A 26,602-nucleotide genomic window follows, 5' to 3' on the forward strand; every position below is an offset into this window, starting at 1 on the left:
GATGGTCAAACCCGAACGCCGCACCAGGGCTGACATGCTGGCCGCCGCCGCGATCGTGGCGGCGATCGCGGTGGTCGCAGCACTGATCTGGTGGACCAGCGACGCACGCGCCACCAGCAGCCGACCCGCAGCAGTACCGATACCCGCCCCAAGCACGGCTCGCGAGGTGCCCGCGTCGGTCAAGCAGCTCTGGACCGCGCCCAGCGCTGCGACCAGCCTTCCGGTGGTGGTCGCCGGGGCTGTGGTGACTGGCGACGGGCGGTCGGTGCAGGGGCGTGATCCGGCCAGCGGCGACGTGCGCTGGAGCTACTCGCGAAACCAGCGGTTGTGCGCGGTGTCCTGGGTCTACCGCTACGCCGTCGCCGTCTATCCCGACGGCCGGGGCTGCGGCCAGGTCAGCACCATCGACGCCTCCACCGGCCGCCGCGGGCCCGCGCGCAGCAGCTACGCCGACAAGCACGTCGACGTCTCCTCCGACGGCACAACCGTGTTGTCGGCGGACAAGACACGGCTGGAGCTGTGGCGCTCGGACATGGTCCGGATGCTGTCCTACGGCGAGATCGACGCCCGGGTGAAGCCGTCGTCGCAGGGTTTGCACACCGGATGCACGCTGACATCGGCGGCGGCCAGCTCGTCGGCCGTGTCGGTGCTGGAGGCCTGTCCCAAGCAGGCCGATCTGCGGCTGACGCTGCTGCGGCCGAGCAAGGAAGAAGACGAACCCGAGCAGCGGTATGTGCCGGAGCAGGGTATCGGCGCGGGGTCGGGCGCTCGGGTGCTGGCCGTGTCGGACACCAGCACGGCCGTCTACCTGCCGTCTCCCCAGCCCCGGGTCGAGGTGGTCGACGCGTCCGGTACCACCGTGGCGAGCACGGTGCTGCCCAAGCAGCCGATGCCGTCGAACGTGGTGTCGCGGCTGGGCAACCTCGTGAGCTGGTGGACCGGCGACGCGGTGCTGGTGTTCGACGCGGCGACGCTGACGTATCGCTACACGGTTGCGCCCGACGGTCCGGCGGTACCGGTGGGTCCCGCGACGATCATGGCGGGGCGGCTGCTGGTCCCGGTCGACGGAGGGGTCGGTGTCTACGACCCGGCCACCGGCGCGCACGAACGCGATATCCCGGTCGCCCGTCCGCCGGGTACGGCGCCGGTGATTCCCGCCGTATCGGGCTCGCAGATTCTCGAGCAGCGCGGGAACACCGTCGTCGCGTTGGGCTAAAGCTCGGGCGTGAAGGTCGGCAGCGGCTTGCCGGACTTCCAGTGCTTGAGCAGCGCATGCGCCAGCTCTCGGTAGGCGACGGCGCCCTTGTTCTTGCGTGCGGCCATTACCGACGACCCCGACGCGCTGGCCTCTGCGAAGCGCACCGTGCGCGGGATCGGCGGCGCCAGCACCGGCAGGTCGTAGCGGTCGGCGACGTCGAGCAGCACGTCGCGGGTGTGGGTGGTGCGCGGGTCATACAGCGTCGGCAGCGCACCCAGTAGCCGCAGGTTCGGGTTGGTGATCTGCTGCACGTCGGCGACCGTGCGCAGGAACTGCCCGACGCCGCGGTGCGCCAGCGTCTCGCACTGCAGCGGAACCATCACCTCGTCGGCGGCGGTCAGCCCGTTGAGCGTCAGCACCCCCAACGACGGTGGGCAATCGACGACCACCACGTCGAACTGGTCGGCGAGCTTGTCCAGTGCGCGCTTGAGCGCGTACTCGCGGCCGGCCCGCATCAGCAGCATCGCCTCGGCACCCGCCAGATCGATGTTGGCCGGCAGCAGCGTCATGCCCTCCGCGGTGTCGACCAGCGCGGCGTTGGGCTCCACTTCACCGAGCAGCACCTCGTGCACCGAGACCGGCAGCTTGTCGGGATCGTGGCCCAGCGAGAACGTCAGGCAACCTTGCGGATCGAGATCGACGAGCAGTACGCGCCGCCCCTTGTCCACCATCGCCGCTCCCAGCGAGGCCACCGTCGTCGTCTTGGCTACCCCGCCCTTCTGGTTGGCCACCGCCAGTACCCGGGTCTCTGCCATAGGCGCCGCTCCTCCTGTCCGCTTTGCATCGTCGCCGGCGCGGCCACACGGCCATCCTGGCATCTTCTCCATCCTGCCCGCGCGTCAATGGCGATGCGTTTCAGGCAGAATCGATCGGCATGGGCGCAGAGAACCATCGACTGGTACTGCTGCGCCACGGCGAAACTGAATGGTCGAAGTCCGGCCAACACACCAGCCGCACCGATCTCGAGCTCACCGACGAGGGACGCCGCCAGGCCGCCGCCGCGGGCCGGGCACTCGCCGAACTGCACCTGGATAGCCCCCTCGTGATCACCAGCCCCCGCCGGCGGGCGGTGACGACCGCCGAACTGGCTGGGCTGGCCATCGAGGAGAAGTCGCCACTGGTGGCCGAATGGGATTACGGATCCTACGAGGGCCTGACGACCGCTCAGATCCGCCAATCGGACCCCGAGTGGCTGGTCTGGACGCATGGCTGCCCCGGCGGCGAGAGCGTCGCGCAGGTCACCGAGCGCGCCGACGCGGCCGTCGCGCTCGCATTCGAACACATGGCGACGCGCGACGTGCTGTTCGTCGGGCACGGCCACTTCTCCAGGGCGGTGATTACCCGCTGGGTCGAGCTGCCGCTGCGCGAGGGAATCCGATTCGGCATGGACGCCGGCTCGATCGCGGTGTGCGGCTTCGAGCATGGAGCCCGGCAGCTCGCCGCGCTCAGCCTTCCGCGGCCATGACTGCCGAGCCGCCGTTCGCGCTGTGCGGCCCTTCGGGGGTTCTGGTTGCCGACGGCGTGCGGGCGACCTATCACGATGTGCCCGCCGCGCAAGCCGCGCTGCGCTCTGGTGCAACGCCAATCATCTTGGGCGCGTTGCCTTTTGACATCACTCAGCCAGCCGCATTGATGACGCCGCGAGCCGTGCGGCACTCCGACACGCTGCCCGCCTGGCCCGCCGGCCCCATGCCGAGCGTCCACATCGCCGGCGAGGTGCCCGCACCCGAGGAACACCGTGCCCGGGTGCGACGCGCCTGCGAGCAACTAAGCGCACCGGGCAGCAGCCTGCACAAGGTGGTGCTGGCCCGCGCGTTGCGGTTGGTCGCCGACGGCCCGCTGGACGCCCGGGTCATTCTGCACCGGCTGGCCGCGAAAGACCCTGGCGCCTACGGCTATCTCGTCGACTTGACGCCCGCGGGCAACCGGTTTGCGGGCATGGCGCTGGTCGGCGCGAGCCCCGAGCTGCTGGTGGCGCGCGACGGCGACCGGGTGACGTGCCGGCCGTTCGCCGGGTCGGCGCCGCGTTCCGCCGATCCCGGGCTCGACGCCGCCGCCGCTGCCGCCCTGGCCGATTCGGGTAAGAACCGCCACGAGCATCAACTGGTCATCGACGCGATGGCCGAGGCGCTGCGGCCGCTGTGTACCGAGCTGACGATCGCGCCCACGCCGCAGCTGAGCCGCACCGCGGCGCTCTGGCACCTGAGCACACCGGTCAGCGGTCTGCTGCGCGATACGTCCACTACCGCAATGGATTTGGCGCTGGCGCTGCATCCCACTCCGGCGGTCGGCGGTGTGCCGACCGATGCCGCTGCCGCACTCATCGGCGAACTGGAAGGCGACCGCGGCTTTTACGCCGGCGCGGTCGGTTGGTGCGATGCCCGCGGCGACGGGCGGTGGGTGGTGTCCATCCGCTGCGCACAGCTTTCTGCCGACCGTCGTAGCGCACTCGCCCACTCCGGCGGCGGCATCGTGGCGGAGTCGGATCCCGACGACGAACTCGCCGAAACGACAACCAAATTCGTCACGATCCTGACCGCGCTGGGAGCTCAGCCGTGACCACACGCATCCGCCGGGCCGCGCCTGCTGACGCCGCGGCGATCACCGCGATGATCCACGAGCTGGCTGACTTCGAGCACGCCGCAGATCAGTGCACCGTAACCGAAACACAAATCCGCACAGCGCTTTTCGGAGATCCGACGACGCTTTGTGGGCATGTGGCCGAGGTGGACGGCGACGTGGCCGCGACAGCCTTGTGGTTCCTCAACTTCTCCACCTGGGATGGTGTTGCGGGTATCTATTTGGAGGACTTGTACGTTCGCCCGGAGTATCGCCGTCGCGGGTTGGCCCGCGCGCTGCTGTCGGCGCTAGCGCGCGAATGCCTCGACAACGGCTACAGCCGGCTGTCGTGGGCGGTGCTGAACTGGAACACCGACGCGATCGCACTGTACGAGGGCATCGGCGGCCGGCCGCAGTCGCAGTGGACCACCTACCGGGTATCGGGTCCGGAGCTGGCCGAGCTGGCCGGGCCACGCTGATCCCCGGAGATCCAGCGCAGGGCAGGCGGACTGAACAGCAACACCAACACTGCCAACGCCACAACGCCCAGCGAAATCCCGGCCAGCGGCCGGTGTGAGCCGACCGCGAGATACCACGCGACTGGCAGCAACAGCAATTCGGCGAACACCGAAGGTCCGCGGCCCCAGCGCCGACCGACCAGCAGGGCACAGCCCGCGGCCAGCACCCCGCCACCGATCAGCGCGAACCACAGCGCCGTACCAAAGCCGTTGACCGCGCGCTGGTCGGCGCCGCCGAGACCGCGCAGCAGAAGCACCGCGGCCACCACGAGCGCCGCCGCGCCCTGCAGCGCCACGATCAGTCCCGCGCCACGCACGCCTGCCGGAGCACTCACAGCGTCAGCGTAGCCATCTACTCCCGTAGGCTTTTGCGTCATGCGCGCCGCGCTGATCGTCAATCCCACTGCGACGTCGACGACCCCGGCAGGGCGCGACCTGTTGGCGCACGCGCTCAAGAGTCGTCTGCAACTGCGCGTCGAGCACACCACCCATCGAGGCCACGGCGGCGAGATCGCGCAAGCCGCCACCGAAGAGGGAGTCGACCTGCTCGTCGTGCACGGCGGCGACGGCACAGTGAGCAACGTGGTCAACGGCCTGCTCGGGCGCCCGGGCAGGTTACCGACGGGCCATGTCCCGGCGGTGGCCATCGTGCCGGGCGGCTCGGCCAACGTGCTGGCCCGCTCGTTGGGGATCTCGCCGGACCCGATCAACGCGACCAACCAGCTCATCGGGCTACTCGACCAGTACGGCCACCAGCAGAACTGGCGGCGGATCGGGGTGATCGACTGCGGTGAGCGGTGGGCGGTACTCAACGCCGGGATGGGAGTCGACGCCGAGGTGGTGAAAGCGGTCGAGGCGCAGCGCGACAAGGGCCGCAAGGTCACGGCGGCCCGCTACATCCGCGCCGCCGTGCCGGCCGCGCTTGCCACCACCCGCCGCGAGCCGACGCTGACCCTGCACTTGCCGGGCCGCGAGCCGGTCTCGGGCGTGCATTTCGTGTTCGTGTCGAACGCCAGCCCGTGGACGTATGCCAACAACCGGCCGATATGGACCAACCCGGACTGCAGGTTCGAGACCGGGCTGGGGGTATTCGGCGTCACGAGCATGAAGGTGATCCCGACCTTGCGGATCGTCCGGCAGATGTTTGCCAAGCGGCCCAAGATGCAGGCCAAGCAGCTGGTCCGCGACGACGACGCGGCCTGTGTGCGGGTCACCTGCGACGGGCCGCCGATCGCCAGCCAATTCGACGGCGATTACCTGGGTGAGCGGGAGGAGATGACGTTCCGGGCCGTCCGCGACGCGCTAGCCGTCGTCGCACCACCCGCGAAAACCCCGCCTGACCTGCGTTAACCGCAACAGCAGCGGAACAAAATGCCCTGCCATAGTAGTACACCGGGTTAAGGGATTTGGTAACAGATCCTCAAAGTGAGATTGCCCACGGACCAACGCACGCTATTGACATCTGTTGAGCCTGTGAAACGATCGTGTAATCGCGTGCAAAGGTGCGGAAATTTTCTTGTGCCCGCGTTAACAGCCGAAGAAAAAGCCGGTGCGCTGTGCTGCGCACTTAGTGAGGAGTAACGACGTATGGATTGGCGCCACAAGGCGGTCTGTCGCGACGAGGACCCGGAGCTGTTCTTCCCGGTGGGGAACAGCGGACCGGCGCTCGCCCAGATCGCTGACGCGAAACTGGTCTGTAACCGCTGCCCGGTGACCACCGAATGCTTGTCCTGGGCACTGAACACCGGCCAGGACTCCGGCGTGTGGGGCGGAATGAGCGAAGACGAACGCCGCGCGCTGAAGCGCCGCAACGCCCGGACGAAGGCCCGCAGCGGAGTCTGACGGAAAACCCGGTTTAACCCTCGCGGCCCCGACGGTGTCGGGGCCGCGAGTTTGCGTGCGGGTCGGCACGCGACCTATTGCACGAGCCTGGCGCGACGGCCGATCGGGACACGCAGCACAACGTCGGTGCCGCCGTCGGCGGCGTCGTGCATCCGCAGCGACCCGTCGAGCTCGGCGGACACCAGTGTCCGCACGATCTGCAGGCCCAGCCGGTCCGATTTCTCGACGCTGAACCCGTCGGGCAGTCCGCGGCCGTTGTCGTGGACGACCACGTCGAGCCAGCGGGCCGAGCGCTCGGCGCGAATGGTCACCGACCCTTGGGCCGCTTCCGGCTCGAAGGCGTGCTCGATGGCGTTCTGCACCAGCTCGGTGATCACCATGATCAGCGCCGTTGCGCGATCGGAGTCCAGTACGCCGAGCATGCCCACCCGGTTGATCCGGATCGGCGTGTCGACGGTCGCCACGTCGTTCATGATCGGCAGGATCCGGTCGATCACCTCGTCGAGGTTGACCTCCTCGTCGACCGACATCGACAGCGCGTCATGGACCAACGCGATCGACGACACTCGTCGCACCGACTCGATCAGCGCCTCCCGCCCTTCGGGGTTGGTCGTGCGGCGGGCCTGCAGGCGCAGCAGCGCCGCCACGGTCTGCAGGTTGTTTTTGACCCGGTGGTGGATTTCGCGGATCGTGGCGTCCTTGGACATCAGGGCACGATCCCGGCGCTTGACCTCGGTCACGTCGCGCACCAGCACTGCCGCACCCGCCGCCGCGCCGTGCACCACCAATGGCAGCGTGCGCAGCAGCACCGCCGCGCCGCCGGCATCAACCTCCATCCGCATGCTCGCCCCGCCGGCCAGCGAGTCCTGCACGTGGTCGGCGAGTTCCTGCGCCTCGAACGGGTCCGAGATCAGCGGCCGGGTGACCTCGATCAGGTTGTGGCCCTCCAGTTCGGAGGTCAACCCCATCCGGTGATACGCCGACAGCGCATTCGGGCTGGCGTAGGACACCACGCCGTCGACATCCAGCCGGATGAAGCCGTCGCCCGCCCGTGGACTGGAACGCGACATCGCCACGTCACCGACGTTCGGAAACGTCCCCTCGGAGAGCATGTGGACCAGATCCGCCGCGCAGTCGCGGTAAGCGGTCTCCAACGGGCTGGTCTGGCGGTCGTCCGAAACCGCCGTCTGGTGGCTCAGCACCGCCACCACCCGCTCGCCGTAGCGCACCGGGACCGCTTCGACGTTCAGTCCGGTTTGTAGCCGCGAATCGTCTTGCACCGCAACGTTTCCGCGTTGGATCGCGCCGGATTCGAATGCCGCGACAACCAGCGGCACCTTCTCAGGGGGAAAGACGGTGCCGACGGCGTCGCGCAGCAGGACCGTCGGCGCGGTATTGGGCCGGCATTGCGCGACGCACACCACCGCACCGTCGTCGCGGCGCACCCACATCAGGTAATCGGCGAAGGACAGGTCGGCCAGCAGCTGCCACTCCCCGACCACCGCATGCAGGTGGTCGACGGCATTACCCGGAAGGACGGTGTGTTCGGCGAGCAGGTCACCGAGAGTCGACATGGCTCACTCCCGGCTTCGACGGAGCCCTAGCTGATGACGGCGATGAGGTCGCCGGCCTGGATGACATCTCCCACCGACACGCTGACTTTGCTGACTGTTCCGGCGACTTCGGCCAGGACCGGAATCTCCATCTTCATCGACTCCAGCAGCACCACGGTGTCGCCCTCGCTGACCTGGTCGCCCTCGTTGACCACGACTTCCAGCACGCTGGCCACGATCTCCGCGCGGACGTCCTCGGCCATCATCACCCCGTTCGTCACACAGCCGGTCGCAATTCTGTCGCCTTATCGAACCACAACGGGCTGACGGCGGTGCGTCGAGAGTGGCCCGGCCGCGAAGACCATCCGGATAAGCAAATCCCAAGATTCGTAAGCAAATCCATAGAGTCCGATCCGTGATCGTGTCGTGTTCCTTTTGTGACTATTGAATACCAGTGTTGCCTGAGTGACTTGAGTGTCTGAAGCGCTTAGGGTGCCTCAGTTGAGTGGAGGAGTAATTCTGTTGTCCGCGAACGTGTTTGCAATTCCGACGTCTTACGACCCACTGGTTCGAGCAGCCGCCGGCGCTGGGCTCGCGCTGGCGGCATTTGCGGCGATCGGCTGCGCCAGCGGGATTGCGGGGGCGACTCCCCAGCAACCTGTGCTCGTCGACGACCCGGTTCCCGCGCCCGCCCCGCCGTATCCGGCAACGGGGTCAACATCGCCAACGCGATCTTCGGTGAGCTGGGAAATCTGCTGAACGCCGTCTTGCCCGGTAGCGGTTCGCTGTTCATGCCCGCGACCTCCGACCCGAGCCTGCTTTCGCCGGGAGGGGCGCTGCCCAGCACGGTATCGCCGGGGACGACGGTTCCCGGGACGCTCGGAACAATGCCTCCTGGGACTCTCGGCACCCTGCCGCCGGGCACGGCCGCCCCCGGCACGGCGCTGCCCGGCCAGACCCCGGCCTTGCCGACCAGTCCCGGCACTCTCACCCCGGGCCAGACCCCGGCCCTGCCGGCAACTCCCGGCACCGCCTTGCCCGGCCAGACCCCGGGCCTACCGACGACCCCTGGCGCGCTCACGCCCGGCCAGACCCCGGGCCTGCCGACCTCGCCCGCCATCCCGGCCCCGGCGGCGACCAGCCCGACGGTCCCGGCTCAAAACGTCCCGGTGGTGTAGCCCGGCCGGCGGGCTACAGCGGCCGCATGAAAGACTGACCTGCCGATACAGCTGCAAGGAGGATCAGTCATGGCCAAGCGTGGCCGGAAGAAGCGCGACCGCAAGCACAGCAAGGCCAACCACGGCAAGCGGCCCAACTCCTAGCGCTGCCGGCTCCGGATGATCGTGGTGCGGCTGATCTCGAGCCGTAGCCGCTCACGAAGGCCCTCCGGGGCCTTCTCGCCCCGGCATTTCATGGCGATCAGCGCCTTGATGCGCTCCTCGAGGCCGTAGTGCCGCAGGCATCCCGGGCATTCCTCGAGGTGCTGGCGCAGTTTCTGTCGAGTCTCCGGCGTGCATTCGCCGTCGAGGAGCGTCCATACCTCCGCGAGCACTTGCGCGCAGTCGACATCCGAGCTGGTAGCACCGGAATCGCAGGAGAAGTCGGTCACGACGACACCTCCTCCGGCGCTTGGTCACCACGCAGGAACCCCCGCTCCTTGGCGACATCTGCCAACAAACCCCGCAGCTGGCGTCTGCCGCGGTGCAACCGCGACATCACTGTCCCGATTGGCGTGTCCATGATCTCGGCGATCTCCTTGTACGGGAAACCTTCGACGTCTGCGTAGTACACCGCCATCCGAAAGTCCTCGGGCAAGGCCTGCAGTGCTTCTTTGATCTCGGTGTCCGGCAGCGACTCCAGGGCCTCGACCTCGGCGGAGCGCAAGCCCGTTGAGGAGTGCTCAGCGGTGGCAGCCAGCTGCCAATCGGTGATCTCGTCGGTCGGGTATTGGGCTGGCTGGCGCTGCTTTTTGCGGTAGTTGTTGATGTAGGTGTTGGTCAGAATGCGGTACAGCCACGCCTTGAGATTGGTGCCGGGCGTGAACGAGCGAAAGCCGGCGTAGGCCTTGACCATCGTTTCCTGGAGCAGGTCTTCAGCGTCGGCGGGATTGCGCGTCATGCGCAGCGCGCCACCGTAGAGCTGGTCCAGCAGAGGAATCGCGTCGCGTTCGAAGCGTGCCGTGAGCTGCTCGTCCGTCTCCTCCGTGGGATCTGGTGCGGGCGCCTCGGGCCCGGTCGCGGCATCGCTGTCGGCCATCTTGGTTAACACAGTCCCTTCTGTCGGGGCATCACCGGACAGCCCGGGCACCAACACCGAACGCTCGAGCAGGCACATCGCCGTTGACACCAGACTCCCCTTCTGCCCAATCTAGAGGCTGCGACCGACAAGTGTCTTTCGGGTTTCTCCGGCCTGGTTGCTACTGACCGCGGAACCGCATGTGTCAACAGCATCAACCATCCCGCTATTTCCGGTGGCCGTTTTGCCGACCGCAATCCCGGGCCAGTGCGCCCAGCGCTAATGTGACGGCCATGTCTTTGAACGGCAAGACCATGTTCATTTCCGGTGCCAGCCGCGGAATCGGTCTGGCGATCGCCAAACGCGCCGCCCGCGACGGCGCCAACATCGCGCTGATCGCCAAGACCGCCGAGCCGCACCCCAAGCTGCCCGGAACGGTCTACACCGCGGCCAAGGAACTCGAGGAGGCCGGCGGCCAGGCGCTGCCGATCGTCGGGGACATCCGCGACGGCGACTCGGTCGAGGCGGCGGTGGCGAAGACCGTCGAGCAGTTCGGCGGCATCGATATCTGCGTGAACAATGCGTCGGCGATCAACCTGGGCTCCATCACAGAGGTGCCGCTGAAGCGGTTCGATCTGATGAACGGCATCCAGGTGCGTGGCACCTATGCGGTGTCGGCGGCCTGCATTCCGCACATGAAGGGCCGGGAAAACCCGCACATCCTGACACTGTCCCCGCCGGTGCTGCTCGAACCGAAATGGCTCAAGCCGACGGCGTACATGATGGCTAAATTCGGAATGACGTTGTGCGCGTTGGGAATGGCGCAGGAGCTGCGCGACGACGGGATCGCGTCCAACACACTGTGGCCACGCACCCTGGTGGCCACCGCCGCGGTGCAGAACCTGTTGGGCGGCGACGAGGCCATGGCGCGGGCACGCAAACCCGAGGTCTACGCCGACGCCGCCTACGTGATCCTCAACAAGCCCGCCACCGAATACACCGGCAACTCGGTGCTGTGCGAGGACGTGTTGGTGGAATCCGGGGTTACCGACCTGTCGGTGTACGACTGCACGCCGGGCGGCGAGCTCGGGGTCGACCTGTGGGTGGAGTCCCCCAACCCGCCGGGGTATGTCCAGCGCTAAAGCGACGCCGGCGCTGGCCGCGCTAGCCGCTGCGGGTGTGCCGCACGAGGTGGTGAAGTTCGGCCACGATGCGCGAGAGGGGTCGTTCGGCGACGAGGCCGTCCGCGCGCTGACCGAGGCGGGCGACGTTGCGGCCGAACAGATTTACAAGACGTTGGTGATTGCCGGTCCCGACGGGCTGGCGGTTGCGATGCTGCCGGCGCTGGCGCGGTTGTCGTTGAAGGCGGCCGCGGCGGCGTTGGGTTTTTCGCGCGCGACAATGGCCGACCGTGCCAGCGCAGAGCGGGCGACGGGATATGTGGTGGGCGCGGTGTCGCCGTTCGGGCAGCGAAAGCGGTTACCGACCGTCGTCGACGTAGACGCGCTGGGCTGGGATCGCGTGTTTTGCAGCGCGGGCCGGCGCGGCTGGGACGTCGCCGTCGCGCCGAGCGAGCTGATCCGGCTTACCGGCGCGGTGACCGCCGCCATTCAAGCCTGATCCGAAACGACAAGCCGATAGCCAAGGTCGAGCTCCCGCTGGTCGAGAAGGTCGGCGTGGCGATGTGTCCACTCACCACTGTCCAGGTCGGCACTTAGCCGTGACAAGCCTTGCTGCAGTTGAGGTTTCGCTGTCAGTGCTAGCATCGAGATGCCGGCTCTGACCGTCGGGTCAAGGTAGGCGTGCGGGCGACGCCAGTAGGCTCCACCGAATCCGTCGACGCAGTCGTGCGGAATCGCGACCGTCCGGACCGACGCATTGCCCAGCAGTGACACCAATTTGGTGATCGGCACCGCCAGACGCGCGTCGGTTTCCGCCGCGGCCGGCAGATATTCGCGCAGCAGCCAGAATTCGCGAAAGACGGTGTCGTCCCAAGTGAAAATCACCACGCGGCGACGGGCGACGCGGACCATCTCGGCCACCCCGGCCACGACGTCGGACCAGTGGTGAATGGTCAGGATGGCGAGTGCGGCATCGACAGCGTCGGTGCGGATCGGCAGACGTTCGGCGACGGCGCGGATTATCGGGGCCACGACGGCGCGGCGTTGGGCAATCATGACCCCGCTTGGTTCGACCGCGACGACCGTGTTGGGCGGTTCGTAGGAGCCGGCCCCGGCTCCGATATTCGCGACGGTAGCCATGCCTTGCAGTGCCTCGTTGATTACCGCAGCGATGCGTGGATCGGGTTGGCGGGTGGCCGAATACGACTGCCCAACCCGGTCGTAAGTGGCGCGCTCGCTCACCGGGCCAGCATGGCATGCACACTATCGGCGAACGCGGCGGTGGTGAAGCAGACCGGTTCGGCGAACTCCTCCATCGTGAGCGCGTCGTGCCAGCCGGCGTCGGCCGCGGCGCGCAGCAGCGGTTTGGTCATCGCCACCGCATGCGCGGGCATCGCGGCCACTCGCGAGCACCACTCGTCGGCCGCCGCGAGAAGCTGGTCGTGCGCGACGACCTGCTGCACCAGCCCGAGCCGTTGCGCGGTGTGGGCGTCGATGTGCTCGCCGCGCAGGTAATAGGCCAGCGCACCCTGGTAGCCGAGGCAGCGCGTCAGCGCCCAGCTGGTGCCGACCTCCGGGATCAGGCCGAGCCGGCCGAACGCGGGCACGATCACCGCACGTTCACTGGCGATGGTGATGTCACAGGTCAACGCCCACGCCAAGCCGACGCCGGCGGCAGCACCGTTGAGCGCGGCCACAAAGATGGTGTCCGACCCGGCGATAAGCCTTGCGATACCGCCGAATTCGCGGCGGATCCACCGCCACACATCGGCGACGCCCTCGGGCTGGGTCAACTGCTCGGTCGCCGTGCGCATCATCTTCAAGTCGCCGCCGGCGGAAAAGCCCGGGTCGGCGCCGGTCAGCACCACGGTGCGAACATCGGGGTCTGCGGTGAGTTCCTCGAGGGCACGCCGCAGTTGCCGAACCAGCGGCGCGGACAGCACATTGAGCCGGTCGGGCTCATCGAGCGTCACCACCGCGCGGTCACCACGGTGGTCCACCCGGATCCGTTGCGGTGCTTGCGGATCGTCGCCGTCGGCGACCATGCCGTTATAGAGCGATTTTGTCACTTGCCGTCCTCCTTTGTGCTCAACACCATCCATGCGGCGTCGGCGAACTCTTTGATGACCGCATCCGGCATTTTCGTCTCCTGCCCGGAGATCCAGTGGCGGCTGAATTCCTGTGCGGGACCGAACCACAACGCGGCGGTGATACCGGGTTGTATCGGCCGCAGCACGCCGTAGGCGTGATGTGGGCGCCACCAGTCGTGGATGGCGGTGAAGAATTCGCGATTGGAGTCACGCAGGGCGGGGCTCTCAAGTCGGTCGCCGAGCAGTAACGCCGCCTCGGCCCGGTTGGCCGCCACCCACCGCAGGTGATGGGCGACGCCGCCGCGGATTCCGCCCTCGGCGGTGGCGTGTTCGCGCAGCATCGTGATGAAGCCCGCTTGGTATTCCCCCATCACCTGGGCGTAGACCGCGGCGGCCAGCGCCGCCTTGTCCGGGAAATGGTGATAGAGCGCTCCGACACTCACGTTCGCCTCGCGCCGGACCTCGTCCAGCGTCGCGGCCAGCGCGCCGTCGGCGGCGAAGCGCCGCCGCGCCACTGCCAGCAGCTTGCCCCGCGCATCTGGCCTCGGCACGAGAAATAATCTAACAGAACAGAGGAATCCTCGGTAGACCTTTGGCCTCCGAAGACAAGGCCCCCGCGGAAGTTGAGCGGTTGAGGACGTCGTCGCGCCGCTGCGCCGCTGCCAGAGTGAACGGCACGTCCCTTGCAGAGAGGTAATCCCTATGACAACGCAAATCCACCCCGACGGCGACGTCGCTGTGTGGCGCGACAAGAAGCGCTACCTGTGGCTGCTGGGCCTGGTCGTGCCCACCATGCTGTTCCTGATCCTGCCCATCGTGTGGGGTCTCAACAGGCTCGGCTGGCACACAGGATCGCAGCTGCCGTTCTGGATCGGGCCGATCCTGCTGTACGTGTTGCTGCCGACGCTGGACCTGTGGGTCGGGTCGGACGGCCAAAACCCGCCGGACGAGGTGATGCAGGAGTTGGAGAACGACAGGTTCTACCGCTACTCGGTCTACGCCTACATTCCGTTCCAATACGCCAGCACCATCCTGGGCGCTTACCTGTTTACCGCCTCGGATCTGAGCTGGCTCGGGTACAACGGCTCACTGGGATGGCTGGGCAAGCTCGGCGTGGCGATGACGGTCGGCGTCGTGGGCGGGGTCGGCATCAACACCGCGCACGAACTCGGCCACAAGAGAGACGAATTGGAGCGGTGGCTGTCCAAGATCACCCTGGCCCCGGTGTGCTACGGGCACTTCTACATCGAGCACAACCGCGGGCATCACGTGCGGGTGGCCACCCCTGAGGACCCGGCGTCGTCCCGGTTCGGTGAGACGTTCTGGGAGTTCTTGCCGCGCACCGTGTTTGGTAGCCTGCGCTCGGCGTGGAGCCTGGAGGCGCAGCGGTTGCGCCGGCTCAACAAGAGCCCGTGGCATCTGTCCAACGACGTGCTCAACGCCTGGCTGATGTCGGTGGTGTTCTGGGCGGTGCTGCTCGCGGTGTTCGGCCCGGCGCTGATCCCGTTCGTGATCATCCAGGCGATCTACGGCGCGTCGCTGCTGGAGTCGGTGAACTACCTCGAGCACTACGGCCTGGTGCGCCAGAAGCTGGACAACGGCCGCTACGAGCGCTGCACGCCGCAGCACAGCTGGAACTCCGACCACATGGTCACCAATTTGTTCCTGTATCACCTGCAGCGCCACAGCGATCACCACGCCAACCCGACCCGGCGCTACCAGACGCTGCGCAGCATGGAGGGCTCGCCGAATCTGCCGGCCGGTTACGGCTCGCTGATTGCGGTGACGTACTTCCCGTCGGTCTGGCGCAAGCTGATGGATCACCGGGTGCTCGAACACTACGACGGTGACATCACCAAGGCCAACATCCACCCGCGCGTGCGTAACAAGGTGCTGGCCCGCTACGGGGCGGTGGCGGCCTGATGGCCGCCTACCGCTGCCCGGGCTGCGGCTACGTCTACGAGGAAGCCAATGGCGCTGCCCGCGAAGGCTTTCCGCCGGGCACACGTTGGGACCATATTCCCGACGACTGGTGCTGCCCCGACTGTGCAGTCCGAGAAAAGGTCGACTTTGAACCGATGGAGATAATGCAATGACCGACTACAAACTGTTCGTCTGCGTGCAATGCGGCTTCGAGTACGACGAGGCCAAGGGCTGGCCGGAAGACGGTATCGCCCCGGGCACGCGGTGGGACGACATCCCCGACGACTGGAGCTGCCCCGACTGCGGCGCGGCCAAGTCCGACTTCGTCATGGTGGAAGTCGCCCGAGCCTGACTGCGAAAAGACGCTAAAGTCCCCGAAACAGCGCGGTTTCGGGGACTTTGCGTCTGTCCGCGTCAACTCTTAGTCGAATTCGATGATGCCGCGGATGTTTCGGCCCTCCCGCATATCAGTGACCGCGTCGTTGATCTCCTCGAGCCGGTAACCCCGCGACACCAGTTCGTCGAGTTTCAGCTTGCCGTTCTGGTACATCGACAACAGCATCGGGGTGCTCGCGCGCGGGTTCATCCCGCCGTAGATCGTGCCCTTCAACTGCTTGTGGAACAACGTCATATCGCTCAACACCAGCGGCACCAGCATCTCGCTGTACGGCGTCATCCCGGTCAGCACACAGTTGCCGCCCTTGCGGGTCAACATCATCGCGGGCGCGATCAGGTCGGCGTGCACCACACCGGCGGTGATCACCACCCGGTCGGCCATCACACCCAGCGTGAGTTCCCGCACCAGCGGCAGCGCCGCCTCCACTGACTCCGCGGTATGGGTGGCGCCGAATATCGCCGCCGAATCACGCTTGAAAGCAACCGGATCCACGCCGACGATGTATTTTGCGCCGGCCGCGCACGCGCCCTGCAGTGCGTTCATCCCGACGCCGCCGATACCGATCACGACGACGGTGTCGCCCGGTTCGGTCCCGGCGGCCACCGTCCCCGACCCCCATCCGGTGGTCACGCCGCAGGACACCAGCGCGGCGGCGTGCATCGGAATCGCATCGTCGATCTTGATGACCGACTTCTCCGACGCCACCACGTATTCGGCGAACGTGCCCAATTGCATGAGCGCCAGCAAGTCCTCGTCGTCGACGTGGCGGCGCGCCGTGCCGTCGGTCGTCATCTCCCTGGCGAACATGGCGGCGCCCACGTCGCACAGGTACGTCGCGCCCGACACACACCATCGGCAGGCCCCGCAGGCGGGAATGAACGACATCGACACCCGGTCGCCGGGCTGCACCGAGTGAACCTCCGGACCGACCTCGGCCACGACCCCAGCGCCCTCGTGACCGCCCAGCAGCGGAAAGATCTCGGGAAACTCGATCCCGTTGGCGCGCATCATCTCCACGATTTCCGGGCCCGGAACGAGGTCCCCGGTGGCGAAGTGGTCGTCGGAATGACATAACCCGGCGACCGACATCTTCACCAGCACCTCGCCGGTCCGCGGCGGGTCCAGGGTGATGTCGCAGATCTCCCAGTCCTTGCCGATGCCGCGCAGCACCGCTGCCCGGCACTTCATCGGGCCGCACCCCTCGGCGCGATGCCCAGCCGCCGCACCCCTCGAGCGGCGGATGCGCGCAACAGGCCCAGCGCGAACTTGACCCGGCGCGACGACACCGGATACCACAGCAGCTCCTTGGCGGGTGTCGGCACCCGCGGCGCCGTGATCGCTTGGGGGCGGCAGTATTTGAGCAGTCCGGCAGCGCCGCCCATGCGGGTGCCGACACCGGAATGCTTCCAGCCGCCCATCGGGATGTCGTAGGCGAACGCATTCGAAATGGCGTCGTTGATGTTGACCGCGCCGACGTCGAGCTTACGGGCGACCCGGTCGCCGCGTTTCAAGTCGGCGGTCCACACCGTGGCCGACAACCCGTACACCGAGTCGTTGGCCAGCCGGATGGCCTCGTCCTCGTCGGCGACCTTCACCACCGGCAGCGTGGGTCCGAACGTTTCCTCGGTCATGCACGACATCGACTGGTCGACGTCGACGAGAACCGTTGGCTCGAAAAAGGTTCCGGTTCCGGTGGGCTTGCCGCCGGTCACCGCGCGGGCACCGGCCGCCACCGCTTCGTCGACGTGGCATTGCACGATGTCGCGTTGTCTGCTGGTGGCCAGCGCCCCGACGTCGAACTTGAAATTGCGATCGTCTTGACCCTGCCGCAGCCGGCGGACATTCTCCGTGAGCTTGGCCACGAACTCGTCGTACACCGGCTCCTCGACGTACACCCGCTCCACCGACACGCACACCTGGCCGGAGTTGTACATTCCGCCCCAAGCGATTCCGTTGGCGGCCCGGTCGAGGTCGGCATCTGCCAGCACCAGCGCCGGATCCTTGCCGCCGAGCTCGAGACTGTAGGGAAGCAGCCGCTCCGCGCAGGCCATCGCCACCTTCCTGCCGGTTGCGGTGGATCCGGTGAACTGCACGAAGTCCACATTGGCGATGACCGCGGCGCCAGTGTCGCCGAAGCCCGTCGCCAGCGCGAGCACCGGCGGCGCGCCGATCTCAGTCCAACCATGGACGAACTCGACCGCCGACAGCGGCGTCACCTCCGAGGGCTTGAGCAGGACCGCGGCGCCAGCCGCCAAAGCAGGTATGGTGTCCAACCCCGGCATGACGAACGGGAAGTTCCACGGGGTGATAACGCCCACCACCGGGTATGGCCGGTAGGTGGTGGTGAGTTTCTTCGTCATCGCAAGCGGATTGAAGGACCGGGGATGCTCGTCGGCGAGGAATCGCTCGGCGTGACTGGCCCAATACTGGATCAGGCTGGCCGTGATCGTCGGCTCGCTGCAGGCATCGGCCCGGGTCTTGCCGGTCTCGGACTGCACCACGTCGACGATGTGCTCGGCGTTGTCCAGCACCCACTCTTGGTACTTGCGCAGCCAGCGCTCGCGGCCGCGCGGGCCGAGGGCTTCCCATTGGGGCTGGAACAGCCGCAGCTCACGGGCTTTCGCGGCGACCGTATCGGACGTCTCGATAGGCACCGCACCCACGACGTGCCCGTCGGCGGGATTGCGAACGATGATTGTCGACGCGTCTGTCTTGTGTTCGGTCGCGGTCACCGGGGAATCGTGGCGCCGCACCGCGCGAGCCGCCTAGAGTAGCCGACTACCTCAGTTTCGCCCGCTTCTACAGCAGCGTCGCCTGTTCGGGCTGCGCCTCGACCGGCTCGATCAGCTCCGGCCCGTTGTTGCGCACGTTGTTCACCAGCGTCGAGATCTCGCGCATCCGGATCCCGCGCACGTCGGGCGGGCCGGCCAGCAGTTCCTGGTCGGGTGGGGCGTCGGGATCCAGCCAACGGTCCCAATCCTTTTCGGCCACCACTAAGGGCATCCGGTCGTGGATCTCGGCCAGCTCGCCGACCGCGTCGGTGGTGATGATCGTGCAAGTCAACAAAGGCGAGGCATCGTCGGCGGGCTTCCATACCGACCACAGCCCCGCCATGAACAGTGGCTCGCCGTCCTCGCGGTACATGTAGAACGGCGTCTTGCGGCCCTTCTTGCCCTCCGGGTTCGCCCGCCACTCGTAGTAGCCGTCCATCGGAACGAGGCACCGCTTGGATTTGGCGCTGGCACGAAACGCCGGCGAGGTGGTGACCTTGTCGGCGCGGGCATTGATCAGCTGCGGGCCCTTGGACGCCGGCGCGCCGTCGGGTCCGGCCTTGGCCCACGGCGGCACCAGCCCCCAGCGCATCAGCCGCACCCGCCGGGTGGGCTCGTCGTCGGGCTCGTCGTGGTGGCGGACCACGGTGGTGATCGTCGTGGTGGGTGCGACGTTGTAGTTCGGCGCGGCGCTCTCCGCCGCGCGGGCTTCGTTGATCGCCTGAATCTTCTCGGCCAGGGCAGCGGGGTCGGTGGTGACCGCGAATCGTCCGCACATACCTCCATGGTGCCGGAGGGGATCGGCGGCGACCCGCTACGCCCGGCTTCGCCGCGCTTGCGATCGCCGCTGCGCGATGATGGATGCATGAGCACCTGGCCGGCCCCGACCATGCCGTCGCCCGTCAAGGCGACGGTGAGCGTGCCCGGCTCGAAATCGCAGACCAACCGGGCGCTGGTGCTCTCGGCGCTGGCCAGCGGCGTTTCGACGATCAGTGGCGCGCTGCGCAGCCGGGACACCGACCTGATGATCGGCGCGCTGCAGAGTTTGGGGCTGCGCGTCGACGGGGCCGACTCGGAGCTGACGGTCAGCGGGCAGATCGCACCACCGCCGGATGCCCGGATCGATTGCGGGCTGGCCGGCACCGTGTTGCGGTTCGTGCCGCCGCTGGCCGCGCTGGGCACGGCGACCGTCACCTTCGACGGCGACGAGCAGGCCCGCACCCGGCCGATCGCGCCGTTGCTGGACGCGCTGCGCGGCCTTGGCGTCGACGTCGACGGCGACCGCATGCCGTTTCGGGTGCGCGGCGCGGGATCGGTCAGCGGCGGCACGGTGGCCATCGACGCGTCGGCGTCGTCGCAATTCGTCTCCGGGCTGTTGTTGTCCGGGGCGTCGTTCACCGAGGGATTGACCGTCGAGCACACCGGCGCGGCGCTGCCGTCGGCCCCGCACATTGCGATGACGGTGGCGATGCTGCGGCAGGCCGGCGTCGACGTCGACGACTCCACACCCAACCGGTGGCGGGTGCCTCCCGGCCCGATCGCCGCCCGGCACTGGGACATCGAACCGGACCTGTCCAACGCCGTCCCGTTCCTGGCGGCGGCGGTGGTCAGCGGCGGCACGGTGCGCATCACCGGCTGGCCCTCGGCGGCCATCCAACCCGCCGCCGCCATCCTTTCCATCCTGCGGCAGCTGGATTCGGTTGTGAGTCAAGCTGATTCGTATCTCGAGGTGCGTGGGCCGGCGTCCTTCGACGGGTTCGACGTCGATCTGCGCGACGTCGGCGAGCTCACCCCGGCCATCGCGGCGCTGGCGGCGCTGGCCACCCCGGGCTCGGTGTCACGACTGAGCGGCATCGCCCATCTGCGCGGCCACGAAACCGACCGGCTCGCCGCGTTGAGCACCGAGATCAACCGGCTGGGCGGCAACTGCCGCGAGACCCCGGACGGTCTGGAAATCACCTCTACGCCACTGCATTCCGGCGTCTGGCGTTCTTACGCCGATCACCGGATGGCGACGGCCGGCGCGATCGTCGGCCTGCGGGTGCCCGGCGTCGAGGTGGACGACATCGCCACCACCGCCAAGACGCTGCCGCAGTTTCCGCGGCTGTGGGCCGACATGGTCCGGGAGTCTCGCGGTTGAGGCCGGGCGACTACGACGAATCCGACGTCAAGATCCGGTCCGGGCGCGGCTCGCGCCCGCGAACCAAGACCCGCCCCCGCCATGCCGACGCCGAGACCGCCCTGGTGGTCAGTGTCGACCGCGGTCGCTGGGGTTGTGTGCTCGGCGGCGACCCCGACCGTCGGGTCACCGCGATGCGGGCGCGCGAGCTGGGCCGCACCCCGATAGTCGTCGGCGACGAGGTCGACGTGGTGGGCGATCTGTCCGGCCGCCCGGACACCCTGGCGCGCATCGTGCGGCGCGGGCCGCGCCGAACGGTGTTGCGCCGCACCGCTGATGACACCGACCCGACCGAACGTGTGGTCGTCGCCAACGCCGATCAGCTGCTGATCGTGGTCGCGCTGGCCGATCCGCCGCCACGCACCGGCCTGGTCGACCGGGCGCTGATCGCCGCCTATGCCGGCGGGCTCACGCCGATTCTGTGCCTGACCAAGACCGACCTGGCGCCGGCCGAGCCGTTCGCCTCGCAGTTCGCCGACCTGGATCTCACGGTGGTCACCGCGGGCCGCGACGACCCGCTGGACGCCGTCGCTCCCCTGCTGACCGGGAAAGTGACCGTGCTGCTGGGTCATTCGGGGGTCGGCAAGTCGACGTTGGTGAATCGCCTTGTGCCGCAAGCGGGTCGAGCGGTAGGCGAAGTCACCGAGATCGGCAGGGGACGGCACACGTCGACACAGTCGGTGGCGCTGCCGTTTGGCGGCTCCGGCTGGGTGATCGACACCCCGGGGATCCGCTCGTTCGGGCTGGCCCACATCGAACCCGACGACGTGGTGTTGGCGTTTTCCGATCTGGCCGAAGCGGTTTCGGAGTGCCCGCGCGGCTGCGGGCACATGGGGCCGCCCGCCGACCCAGAGTGTGCGCTGGACATGTTGACGGGGCCGGCTGCCCGCCGGGTCGCCGCCGCGCGGCGGCTGCTGGCCGTGCTGCGGGAAAGCTAGCCGTCCTGGTAACTCCACGCGCGTAACTGTCCGGCGATCTTGTCGACATCGGGAAGCGCACCGGTGGCGACCTGGATGACGAATTCGAAGCGGTCGTCCTCCGGTGCACTAATCCACCGGCCGTTGATGGCGAGGAACGTCCGGCATGCTGTCCACGCCAGTCGCTTGTTTCCATCTACCAACGCATGGTTTCGCGCCAGGGAGTGCAGCAATGCGGCGGCCTTGAGATGCAGATCCGGATAGGCGTCTTGGCCGAACACCGACGCCCGGGGCCGCGCCAGAGCTGACTCAAGCAAGCCGTAGTCTCCGACGACGACATCCGCGCCGAGGGCCCCGCGAGCAATGTCCAACACGTCGTCGAGGTCTAGATATTCGGTCACGCGTCCTTGAGGCGCTCCAGGACTCCGGCTTCCTCACGCACGACACGCTCCAGTGCCGAGGCAACCTTCGCCTTGTGCGCCCGCCGCGCGATGTACTCGTCGATGGCCGACAACGCGACCGACTGCATCGACCGCCCCTCTGCGGCGGCCTGCCTGCGCAGCGCTTCCGTCTGCTCAGCACTGGTACGCAGCGTCATACCCATGACCGACATGATACCAGATTGATACCGCAGCCCGGCGGTAACTATCGCGAGCCGAGCGTGCGCAAAGCCGGCTTGTTACGCGGCGTGTCGACCGGGACGCACGCCAGAGGGGCCAGAAGAAGCAGCGCGCTTGTTGCGGCGCCAGCCCCGCACCGTGGCGATCGCGGTCTTCAGGCCGCGGCGCCGGCCCGTGGCCGGGTCGGTGCCGCCGAAGCCCTCGAGCCCGGTGAACATCCGCTCGCTGCGCGTCTCCGGCGCGTTGTCGGCGGTGTCGCGCAGATACTTGTCGGGCAGTGAGAGCTTGGCGATCGTGCGCCACGTCTTGGCGTACTGCAACAGGAACGGGCCCGTCGTGTAGGGCAGGTCGTACTTGTCGCAGACCTCGCGCACCCGCACTGAGATCTCGGCGAGCCGGTTGCTCGGCAGATCGGGATACAGATGATGCTCGATCTGGTGGCACAGGTTGCCGCTCATGAACCGCATCACCGGCCCGGCGTGGAAGTTGGCGCTGCCGAGCATCTGCCGCAGATACCACTGACCCTTGGTCTCGCCGATCATGTCGGTCTTGGTGAATTTCTCTGCGCCGTCAGGGAAATGGCCGCAGAAGATCACCGCATTGGACCACAGATTGCGGATCACATTAGCCGTCAGGTTGGCCGTCAACGTGGACCGGTACGTCGCGCCGGGCGACAGCGAAGTCAACGCCGGGAAGGCAACGTAGTCCTTGAATACCTGGCGACCGGCCTTGGCCAAGAACTCGTCTATCCGCTGGCGGGCTTCCTCGTTATCCATCCGGCGCTTGACGATCTTGCCGATCTCCACATGCTGCAAGCCGACGCCCCATTCGAAGAGGACGGCGAGCAGGGTGTTGTACACCAGGTTGAAGAGGTTGAAGCGTTTCCAGGGCTGATCGCGGGTCACCCGCAGCAGCCCGTAGCCCACGTCGTCGTCCATGCCCAGGATGTTGGCGTACTTGTGGTGCACGAAGTTGTGGGTGTAGCGCCAGTGCTTCGACGACCCCGTCATGTCCCATTCCCACGTAGAGGAGTGGATCTCCGGGTCGTTCATCCAGTCCCACTGGCCGTGCATGACGTTGTGGCCGATCTCCATGTTCTCGACGATCTTGGCCACCGCGAGCGCGCTAGCGCCGGCCCACCAGGCCGACCGCCGCTTGCTGCCCAGCAGCAGCACGCGGCCGGCGACCTCCAGCGCGCGCTGAAAGGCGATGGTGCGACGGATGTAGCGGGCGTCGCGCTCGCCGCGCGAGTCTTCGATGTCCTGGCGGATGGCATCCAGCTCGGCGGCCAGATTCTCGACGTCGGTATCCGTCAAATGCGCGAATACGTCGATATCGGTGATTGCCATAGTCCTGCCTTCCCGCAGTCCTGCAGTCGCTGACCTACGTTATCGTAACCTACGAAACCGTAGGTTACCTGTGAGTAGCAGTTAAATTTCGAGTACACAATCGCCGGACGCCGCCGAAATACAGGTCTGCACCCGGGTTCCGGGTTCGTGTTCGGCGCCGGTTCGCAGGTCGCGGACGTGGCCGTCCACCAGCGCCACCACACAGGACTGACAGATGCCCATCCGGCAGCCGAACGGCATCTGCACGCCCGCCCGCTCGCCGGCATCCATCAGCGACGTCGCCGCGTCGGCGACCGCGGTCTTCCCGCTTTTCGCGAAGGTGACCTTCCCGCCCGCCCCCGCCGGCGCGGCGCGTGACACCGCGAACCGCTCGAGGTGCAACCGGTCGGCGATGCCGGCCGCCGACCAGACGCGCTCGGCGGCGTTGAGCATCGCTTCGGGCCCGCACGCCCAGGTCTGCCGGTCGCGCCAGTCGGCCACCTCGTCGTCGAGGCGGCTCAGGTCGAGCCGGCCCTGGCTGCGCGTGGTGCGCACCCGCAGCTGGTAGCCCGCCTGGACGCGGGCCAGCTGCTCGAGCTCGGCGGCGAACAACACGTCGGCGGCGGTGGGCGCCGAATGCAGGTGGACGACGTCGGTGATCTGGTCGCGGCGCACCAGCGTGCGCAGCATCGACATCACCGGGGTGATGCCCGACCCCGCGGTGAGGAACAGCACGGCCGGCGGCGCCGGATCGGGCATCACGAAGTTGCCCTGCGGCGCGGCCAGTCGCACGATCGTGCCGGGCGCGACGCCGGCCACCAGGTGGGTGGACAGGAAGCCCTCGGGCATCGCCTTGACGGTGATGGTCACGGTGCGCTCGCGGGTCACCGGGCTGGACGTCAGCGAGTAGGACCGCCACCGCCAGCGCCCGTCGACCAGCAGCCCGATCCCGATGAATTGGCCGGGCTGATAGTCGAAGGAAAATCCCCAGCCCGGCTTGATGACCAGCGTCGCTGAGTCCTCGGTCTCGCGGCGGACTTCCAGGATGCGGCCGCGCAGTTCCCGCGCCGACCACAGCGGATTGGCGAGATGCAGGTAGTCGTCGGGCAGCAGCGGGGTGGTGATCTGGGCGGCCAGCTGGCGCAATGCGTGGCGGACAGGATGCCGGTAGGTGCGAATGACGCTCGGACGTTGGGTGTCGACGACGTCGGCGGACGGCCTGGAGATCTTCTTGCTCATCGACAACCTACGCTACCGTAACCTACGCCCCCGTATCCAGTGCTTCAGAGCAGTTCGAGCAGGAACGGCAGCTCCTGGGTGGCGTACCAGGCCAGATCGTGGTCCTGGGCATCGCCGACCGCCAGCTCGGCGTCCTCGTCGCCGAGGTCGGCCGCATCGATGACCTCGATGGCCCTGGTCACGTCCGGCTCCGCGGCGGCGTTGTCGACGAACGCGGCCACCACGTCGTCGATGGCCACCGGCGCGCCGAGACGAACCACGGCGTCGTCGAGATCCGGCCGCAGCGTGACGGCTCCAGCGTCCTTGACGTCGGCGACCAGTACCGCACGCCGCGGCGGCAGCTCGTCGGTCGCGGTGGACAGCAACCGCAGCGATGCCAGTGCCGCATCGCGCAGGGCGACCTCACCGAGTTCGTCGTCGTCGCCCTCGGCGTAGGCCTCGCGCAGCGACGGCGTCACGGCGAACGCGGTGCCGTTGACCGGCCACAGCGACCGGTCCGCGACCAGTCGCTGCAGCATGGCCAGGGTGGCCGGGATGTACACCCGCATCTACTGCGCCGCTTCCAGCAGTTCGTCGAGCGATTCACTCAGCAGGCCCGGCAGCACGTCGACGTCGCTCATCGCGTCCCGGTCGGCGTTGATGCCGAAATACAGCATGCCGTTGTACGACGTGACCCCGATCGCCAGCACCTGCTTGTTCAGCAGCGGCGGCACCGCGTAGGTCTCCAGCAGCTTGGCACCGGCAACGTACATCTGTGCCTGGGCACCCGGCGCGTTGGTGATCAACAGGTTGAACGCCCGCCCGCCGAAGCTGGGCAGGCTGGTGGCGACCCGGATGCCCATCGCATGCAGGGTGGGCGGAGCGAAACCCGACAACGTCACGATGCTGCGGGCGTCGACCAGGTTGCCCGCGACCGGACTCGATTCGGTGGCGTGCGCGATCTGAGACAGCCGCACCACGGCGTTGCCCTCCCCGACCGGCAGGTCGACCAAAAACGGCGCCACCTCACTGATGGCCTGACCCGGGCCGGCCAAGTCGAACGATTCGTCGACGTACACCGACAGCGGAGCCATCGCGCGCACCGTCGCTGTCGGCGCCACCGCCTCGCCGCGGGACAGCAGCCAGTTGCGCAACGCGCCGGTGATCACGGCCAGCACCACGTCGTTGACGTCGCACTCGTAGCGGGCCCGCACCATCCGGTAGTCCTCCAGGCGTCCGCGCGCGACCGTGAACCGGCGGTTGCGCGACACCGTGGTGTTGAGCGGGCTGCTGGGCGCCCTGCCGCGCGCGAGTGTGCGGGCCACGTCTAACGCACGGCGCCCGACGTCGACCAGTTGCTCGGAATTGGTTGCCAGCTCGATGATTCCGGACCGGACCGCCTGCAGCTGCACGCCGGGACGGATAGCCCACTCGCCGACGGCGCCCAGCAGCAGCCGGGCAGTGCCGGGTTCGCGGGCCGGCACCCAGATGTCCTCGGGAAACGGCGGCGGGCGCCGCGTCCGGTCGGCGATGACGTGGCCGATCTCCAGCGCGCCCAGCCCGTTGATCAGCGCCTGATGCGACTTGGTGTACAGCGCGATGCGGTTCTTGGTCAGCCCCTCGACGAGGTACATCTCCCACAGCGGCCGCGACTTGTCGAGCGGTCGGGCGGCCAGCCGGGCGATCAGTTCGTGCAGCTGCTCGTCGCTGCCCGGCGACGGCAGGGCCGAGCGCCGAACGTGGTAGGTGATGTCGAAGTCGCGGTCGTCGATCCATACCGGACGGGCCAGGCCCATGGTGACTTCGCGGACCTTCTGCCGGTACCGCGGTACCTGCGGCAGCCGCTGCTCGATGGTGGCCAGCAGCGTCTCGTAGCTCAACCCGGCCCGCGGCCGGCGCAGGATCGCCAGCGACCCGACGTACATCGGGGTTGCCGTGTTCTCCAGCCGATAGAAGGAGGCGTCCGATGGGGACAGTCGCCTCACGTCCGGACTCCCTTGCGAATTCGCCGATATCGTCGCTCACGGTAACCGCCGCGCGGGTGCCTGTGCAGGGCGGGTACGCGGACGCGGC

The 26,602-nt window shown here is 67.8% G+C and carries 33 protein-coding genes; 15 read left to right on the forward strand and 18 right to left on the reverse strand.

All coding sequences use genetic code 11. From position 1 onward, the window contains the following. Position 1 precedes the first annotated feature (1 nt). Positions 2–1,216, forward strand: coding sequence for an Rv3212 family protein (locus G6N47_RS01445; RefSeq protein WP_083129882.1), 1,215 nt, complete (start codon positions 2–4; stop codon positions 1,214–1,216). Here G6N47_RS01445 and G6N47_RS01450 read toward each other — a convergent pair. Next, positions 1,213–2,013: a ParA family protein gene (locus tag G6N47_RS01450; protein ID WP_083129883.1), complete on the reverse strand. Its 801-nt coding sequence runs from the start codon at positions 2,011–2,013 to the stop codon at positions 1,213–1,215. The genes G6N47_RS01445 and G6N47_RS01450 overlap by 4 nt on opposite strands. A gap of 119 nt (positions 2,014–2,132) precedes the next feature. Here G6N47_RS01450 and G6N47_RS01455 point away from each other — a divergent pair, with 119 nt between their 5' ends. From G6N47_RS01455 to G6N47_RS01465, 3 genes are read left to right on the forward strand one after another with little or no spacing between them, the layout of a single operon-like run. Then, complete coding sequence (locus G6N47_RS01455) at positions 2,133–2,723, forward strand: acid phosphatase (protein ID WP_083129884.1); 591 nt, start codon at positions 2,133–2,135, stop codon at positions 2,721–2,723. Continuing rightward, positions 2,720–3,817, forward strand: a complete 1,098-nt coding sequence (locus G6N47_RS01460) for an isochorismate synthase (protein ID WP_083129885.1) — start codon at positions 2,720–2,722, stop codon at positions 3,815–3,817. The genes G6N47_RS01455 and G6N47_RS01460 overlap by 4 nt, the downstream gene beginning before the upstream one ends. Further along, positions 3,814–4,296 carry a GNAT family N-acetyltransferase gene (locus G6N47_RS01465; RefSeq protein WP_083129886.1) on the forward strand — a complete coding sequence of 161 codons (483 nt, stop codon included), beginning with the start codon at positions 3,814–3,816 and terminating at the stop codon, positions 4,294–4,296. The genes G6N47_RS01460 and G6N47_RS01465 overlap by 4 nt, the downstream gene beginning before the upstream one ends. On the opposite strand, the gene G6N47_RS01470 is transcribed toward G6N47_RS01465, so the two are convergent. After that, entirely contained in the window at positions 4,248–4,670 is a 423-nt protein-coding gene (locus G6N47_RS01470) for a hypothetical protein (RefSeq protein ID WP_232080095.1), read from the reverse strand. The genes G6N47_RS01465 and G6N47_RS01470 overlap by 49 nt on opposite strands. Before the next feature lie 40 nt (positions 4,671–4,710). Between G6N47_RS01470 and G6N47_RS01475 the strand changes: the two genes are divergently transcribed. After that, positions 4,711–5,685, forward strand: a complete 975-nt coding sequence (locus G6N47_RS01475) for a diacylglycerol/lipid kinase family protein (protein ID WP_083129888.1) — start codon at positions 4,711–4,713, stop codon at positions 5,683–5,685. A 237-nt stretch (positions 5,686–5,922) separates the two neighbouring features. Beyond that, positions 5,923–6,177, forward strand: coding sequence for a transcriptional regulator WhiB1 (gene whiB1, locus G6N47_RS01480; RefSeq protein WP_023371700.1), 255 nt, complete (start codon positions 5,923–5,925; stop codon positions 6,175–6,177). 74 nt (positions 6,178–6,251) lie between these two features. On the opposite strand, the gene G6N47_RS01485 is transcribed toward whiB1, so the two are convergent. Together G6N47_RS01485 and G6N47_RS01490 are read right to left on the reverse strand one after the other, a co-directional pair. Continuing rightward, positions 6,252–7,751 carry a sensor histidine kinase gene (locus G6N47_RS01485; RefSeq protein ID WP_083129889.1) on the reverse strand — a complete coding sequence of 500 codons (1,500 nt, stop codon included), beginning with the start codon at positions 7,749–7,751 and terminating at the stop codon, positions 6,252–6,254. A 26-nt stretch (positions 7,752–7,777) separates the two neighbouring features. After that, a complete protein-coding gene (locus G6N47_RS01490) occupies positions 7,778–7,993 on the reverse strand; it encodes a biotin/lipoyl-binding carrier protein (protein ID WP_045383610.1) in 216 nt (71 codons plus the stop codon). Positions 7,994–8,521: 528 nt separating this feature from the next. On the opposite strand from G6N47_RS01490, the gene G6N47_RS01495 reads away from it, so the two are divergent. Then, positions 8,522–8,908, forward strand: coding sequence for a hypothetical protein (locus G6N47_RS01495; RefSeq protein WP_163659518.1), 387 nt, complete (start codon positions 8,522–8,524; stop codon positions 8,906–8,908). Between the two features lie 69 nt (positions 8,909–8,977). Further along, positions 8,978–9,052 carry a 50S ribosomal protein bL37 gene (locus G6N47_RS30255; protein WP_085976515.1) on the forward strand — a complete coding sequence of 25 codons (75 nt, stop codon included), beginning with the start codon at positions 8,978–8,980 and terminating at the stop codon, positions 9,050–9,052. Here the strand turns inward: G6N47_RS30255 and rsrA are convergent. Together rsrA and G6N47_RS01505 are read right to left on the reverse strand one after the other, a co-directional pair. Further along, the gene (gene rsrA / locus G6N47_RS01500; protein WP_083129891.1) at positions 9,049–9,339 is read right to left on the reverse strand and encodes a mycothiol system anti-sigma-R factor; all 291 of its coding nucleotides are present in this window, start codon (positions 9,337–9,339) and stop codon (positions 9,049–9,051) included. The genes G6N47_RS30255 and rsrA overlap by 4 nt on opposite strands. Next, positions 9,336–9,986, reverse strand: a complete 651-nt coding sequence (locus G6N47_RS01505) for a sigma-70 family RNA polymerase sigma factor (protein ID WP_163659757.1) — start codon at positions 9,984–9,986, stop codon at positions 9,336–9,338. The genes rsrA and G6N47_RS01505 overlap by 4 nt, the downstream gene beginning before the upstream one ends. Positions 9,987–10,258: 272 nt before the next feature. Here G6N47_RS01505 and G6N47_RS01510 point away from each other — a divergent pair, with 272 nt between their 5' ends. Together G6N47_RS01510 and G6N47_RS01515 are read left to right on the forward strand one after the other, a co-directional pair. Continuing rightward, positions 10,259–11,107 (forward strand): SDR family oxidoreductase, encoded by an 849-nt coding sequence (locus G6N47_RS01510; RefSeq protein WP_083129893.1) that lies wholly within the window; start codon positions 10,259–10,261, stop codon positions 11,105–11,107. Further along, complete coding sequence (locus G6N47_RS01515) at positions 11,094–11,585, forward strand: YbaK/EbsC family protein (protein WP_083129894.1); 492 nt, start codon at positions 11,094–11,096, stop codon at positions 11,583–11,585. Before G6N47_RS01510 ends, G6N47_RS01515 begins: the two co-directional genes overlap by 14 nt. Here the strand turns inward: G6N47_RS01515 and G6N47_RS01520 are convergent. From G6N47_RS01520 to G6N47_RS01530, 3 genes are read right to left on the reverse strand one after another with little or no spacing between them, the layout of a single operon-like run. Continuing rightward, positions 11,576–12,328: a class I SAM-dependent methyltransferase gene (locus G6N47_RS01520; RefSeq protein WP_232080096.1), complete on the reverse strand. Its 753-nt coding sequence runs from the start codon at positions 12,326–12,328 to the stop codon at positions 11,576–11,578. The genes G6N47_RS01515 and G6N47_RS01520 overlap by 10 nt on opposite strands. Continuing rightward, a complete protein-coding gene (locus tag G6N47_RS01525) occupies positions 12,325–13,131 on the reverse strand; it encodes an enoyl-CoA hydratase/isomerase family protein (protein WP_276036674.1) in 807 nt (268 codons plus the stop codon). Before G6N47_RS01525 ends, G6N47_RS01520 begins: the two co-directional genes overlap by 4 nt. A 20-nt stretch (positions 13,132–13,151) precedes the next feature. Continuing rightward, positions 13,152–13,727, reverse strand: a complete 576-nt coding sequence (locus tag G6N47_RS01530) for a TetR/AcrR family transcriptional regulator (RefSeq protein WP_083129896.1) — start codon at positions 13,725–13,727, stop codon at positions 13,152–13,154. A 151-nt stretch (positions 13,728–13,878) separates the two neighbouring features. Between G6N47_RS01530 and G6N47_RS01535 the strand changes: the two genes are divergently transcribed. Genes G6N47_RS01535 through G6N47_RS01545 form a run of 3 tightly spaced genes read left to right on the forward strand, consistent with a single transcriptional unit; the run spans position 13,879 to position 15,451 of the window. Then, the gene (locus tag G6N47_RS01535) at positions 13,879–15,099 is read left to right on the forward strand and encodes an alkane 1-monooxygenase (protein ID WP_083129897.1); all 1,221 of its coding nucleotides are present in this window, start codon (positions 13,879–13,881) and stop codon (positions 15,097–15,099) included. Continuing rightward, entirely contained in the window at positions 15,099–15,272 is a 174-nt protein-coding gene (locus tag G6N47_RS01540; protein ID WP_083129898.1) for a rubredoxin, read from the forward strand. Before G6N47_RS01535 ends, G6N47_RS01540 begins: the two co-directional genes overlap by 1 nt. Further along, a complete protein-coding gene (locus tag G6N47_RS01545; protein ID WP_083129899.1) occupies positions 15,269–15,451 on the forward strand; it encodes a rubredoxin in 183 nt (60 codons plus the stop codon). Before G6N47_RS01540 ends, G6N47_RS01545 begins: the two co-directional genes overlap by 4 nt. A gap of 69 nt (positions 15,452–15,520) precedes the next feature. Here G6N47_RS01545 and G6N47_RS01550 read toward each other — a convergent pair whose 3' ends face one another. The 3 genes from G6N47_RS01550 to G6N47_RS01560 form a co-directional block, all read right to left on the reverse strand. Further along, positions 15,521–16,684, reverse strand: coding sequence for an NDMA-dependent alcohol dehydrogenase (locus G6N47_RS01550; RefSeq protein ID WP_139799307.1), 1,164 nt, complete (start codon positions 16,682–16,684; stop codon positions 15,521–15,523). Beyond that, a complete protein-coding gene (locus G6N47_RS01555; RefSeq protein WP_083130465.1) occupies positions 16,681–18,228 on the reverse strand; it encodes an aldehyde dehydrogenase family protein in 1,548 nt (515 codons plus the stop codon). Before G6N47_RS01555 ends, G6N47_RS01550 begins: the two co-directional genes overlap by 4 nt. Positions 18,229–18,295: 67 nt before the next feature. Continuing rightward, positions 18,296–19,045: an SOS response-associated peptidase gene (locus G6N47_RS01560; protein ID WP_083129900.1), complete on the reverse strand. Its 750-nt coding sequence runs from the start codon at positions 19,043–19,045 to the stop codon at positions 18,296–18,298. A gap of 87 nt (positions 19,046–19,132) precedes the next feature. Between G6N47_RS01560 and aroA the strand changes: the two genes are divergently transcribed. Both aroA and rsgA read left to right on the forward strand, forming a co-directional pair. Then, positions 19,133–20,407, forward strand: a complete 1,275-nt coding sequence (gene aroA / locus G6N47_RS01565; protein WP_083130467.1) for a 3-phosphoshikimate 1-carboxyvinyltransferase — start codon at positions 19,133–19,135, stop codon at positions 20,405–20,407. Beyond that, positions 20,404–21,384: a ribosome small subunit-dependent GTPase A gene (gene rsgA, locus G6N47_RS01570; RefSeq protein WP_083130466.1), complete on the forward strand. Its 981-nt coding sequence runs from the start codon at positions 20,404–20,406 to the stop codon at positions 21,382–21,384. Before aroA ends, rsgA begins: the two co-directional genes overlap by 4 nt. Here the strand turns inward: rsgA and G6N47_RS01575 are convergent. The 6 genes from G6N47_RS01575 to G6N47_RS01600 all read right to left on the reverse strand — a co-directional run bounded on the left by G6N47_RS01575 (position 21,381) and on the right by G6N47_RS01600 (position 26,514). Then, positions 21,381–21,764, reverse strand: coding sequence for a type II toxin-antitoxin system death-on-curing family toxin (locus G6N47_RS01575; protein ID WP_083129901.1), 384 nt, complete (start codon positions 21,762–21,764; stop codon positions 21,381–21,383). The two genes, rsgA and G6N47_RS01575, sit on opposite strands and share 4 nt — an antisense overlap. Continuing rightward, positions 21,761–21,967: a CopG family transcriptional regulator gene (locus tag G6N47_RS01580; RefSeq protein WP_083130468.1), complete on the reverse strand. Its 207-nt coding sequence runs from the start codon at positions 21,965–21,967 to the stop codon at positions 21,761–21,763. The genes G6N47_RS01575 and G6N47_RS01580 overlap by 4 nt, the downstream gene beginning before the upstream one ends. Positions 21,968–22,042: 75 nt before the next feature. After that, complete coding sequence (locus G6N47_RS01585; RefSeq protein ID WP_083129902.1) at positions 22,043–23,332, reverse strand: fatty acid desaturase family protein; 1,290 nt, start codon at positions 23,330–23,332, stop codon at positions 22,043–22,045. Between the two features lie 81 nt (positions 23,333–23,413). Beyond that, a complete protein-coding gene (locus tag G6N47_RS01590; protein WP_083129903.1) occupies positions 23,414–24,550 on the reverse strand; it encodes a ferredoxin reductase in 1,137 nt (378 codons plus the stop codon). 44 nt (positions 24,551–24,594) lie between these two features. Continuing rightward, positions 24,595–25,098 carry a DUF6912 family protein gene (locus G6N47_RS01595; RefSeq protein ID WP_083129904.1) on the reverse strand — a complete coding sequence of 168 codons (504 nt, stop codon included), beginning with the start codon at positions 25,096–25,098 and terminating at the stop codon, positions 24,595–24,597. Continuing rightward, complete coding sequence (locus G6N47_RS01600; RefSeq protein WP_083129905.1) at positions 25,099–26,514, reverse strand: WS/DGAT/MGAT family O-acyltransferase; 1,416 nt, start codon at positions 26,512–26,514, stop codon at positions 25,099–25,101. Positions 26,515–26,602: the final 88 nt, after the last annotated feature.

Source organism: Mycobacterium branderi (assembly GCF_010728725.1).
Lineage (GTDB): Bacteria > Actinomycetota > Actinomycetes > Mycobacteriales > Mycobacteriaceae > Mycobacterium > Mycobacterium branderi.

Bases quoted from the DNA above. Each gene is read 5' to 3' on its own strand.
- G6N47_RS01445 (WP_083129882.1), top strand. From the start codon at position 2: ATGGTCAAACCCGAACGCCGCACCAGGGCTGACATGCTGGCCGCCGCC.
- G6N47_RS01450 (WP_083129883.1), bottom strand. From the start codon at position 2,013: ATGGCAGAGACCCGGGTACTGGCGGTGGCCAACCAGAAGGGCGGGGTA.
- G6N47_RS01455 (WP_083129884.1), top strand. From the start codon at position 2,133: ATGGGCGCAGAGAACCATCGACTGGTACTGCTGCGCCACGGCGAAACT.
- G6N47_RS01460 (WP_083129885.1), top strand. From the start codon at position 2,720: ATGACTGCCGAGCCGCCGTTCGCGCTGTGCGGCCCTTCGGGGGTTCTG.
- G6N47_RS01475 (WP_083129888.1), top strand. From the start codon at position 4,711: ATGCGCGCCGCGCTGATCGTCAATCCCACTGCGACGTCGACGACCCCG.
- whiB1 (WP_023371700.1), top strand. From the start codon at position 5,923: ATGGATTGGCGCCACAAGGCGGTCTGTCGCGACGAGGACCCGGAGCTG.
- G6N47_RS01485 (WP_083129889.1), bottom strand. From the start codon at position 7,751: ATGTCGACTCTCGGTGACCTGCTCGCCGAACACACCGTCCTTCCGGGT.
- G6N47_RS01490 (WP_045383610.1), bottom strand. From the start codon at position 7,993: ATGGCCGAGGACGTCCGCGCGGAGATCGTGGCCAGCGTGCTGGAAGTC.
- G6N47_RS01495 (WP_163659518.1), top strand. From the start codon at position 8,522: ATGCCCGCGACCTCCGACCCGAGCCTGCTTTCGCCGGGAGGGGCGCTG.
- G6N47_RS01505 (WP_163659757.1), bottom strand. From the start codon at position 9,986: ATGGCCGACAGCGATGCCGCGACCGGGCCCGAGGCGCCCGCACCAGAT.
- G6N47_RS01510 (WP_083129893.1), top strand. From the start codon at position 10,259: ATGTCTTTGAACGGCAAGACCATGTTCATTTCCGGTGCCAGCCGCGGA.
- G6N47_RS01515 (WP_083129894.1), top strand. From the start codon at position 11,094: ATGTCCAGCGCTAAAGCGACGCCGGCGCTGGCCGCGCTAGCCGCTGCG.
- G6N47_RS01525 (WP_276036674.1), bottom strand. From the start codon at position 13,131: ATGGTCGCCGACGGCGACGATCCGCAAGCACCGCAACGGATCCGGGTG.
- G6N47_RS01535 (WP_083129897.1), top strand. From the start codon at position 13,879: ATGACAACGCAAATCCACCCCGACGGCGACGTCGCTGTGTGGCGCGAC.
- G6N47_RS01540 (WP_083129898.1), top strand. From the start codon at position 15,099: ATGGCCGCCTACCGCTGCCCGGGCTGCGGCTACGTCTACGAGGAAGCC.
- G6N47_RS01545 (WP_083129899.1), top strand. From the start codon at position 15,269: ATGACCGACTACAAACTGTTCGTCTGCGTGCAATGCGGCTTCGAGTAC.
- G6N47_RS01550 (WP_139799307.1), bottom strand. From the start codon at position 16,684: ATGAAGTGCCGGGCAGCGGTGCTGCGCGGCATCGGCAAGGACTGGGAG.
- G6N47_RS01560 (WP_083129900.1), bottom strand. From the start codon at position 19,045: ATGTGCGGACGATTCGCGGTCACCACCGACCCCGCTGCCCTGGCCGAG.
- aroA (WP_083130467.1), top strand. From the start codon at position 19,133: ATGAGCACCTGGCCGGCCCCGACCATGCCGTCGCCCGTCAAGGCGACG.
- G6N47_RS01580 (WP_083130468.1), bottom strand. From the start codon at position 21,967: ATGGGTATGACGCTGCGTACCAGTGCTGAGCAGACGGAAGCGCTGCGC.
- G6N47_RS01585 (WP_083129902.1), bottom strand. From the start codon at position 23,332: ATGGCAATCACCGATATCGACGTATTCGCGCATTTGACGGATACCGAC.
- G6N47_RS01590 (WP_083129903.1), bottom strand. From the start codon at position 24,550: ATGAGCAAGAAGATCTCCAGGCCGTCCGCCGACGTCGTCGACACCCAA.
- G6N47_RS01595 (WP_083129904.1), bottom strand. From the start codon at position 25,098: ATGCGGGTGTACATCCCGGCCACCCTGGCCATGCTGCAGCGACTGGTC.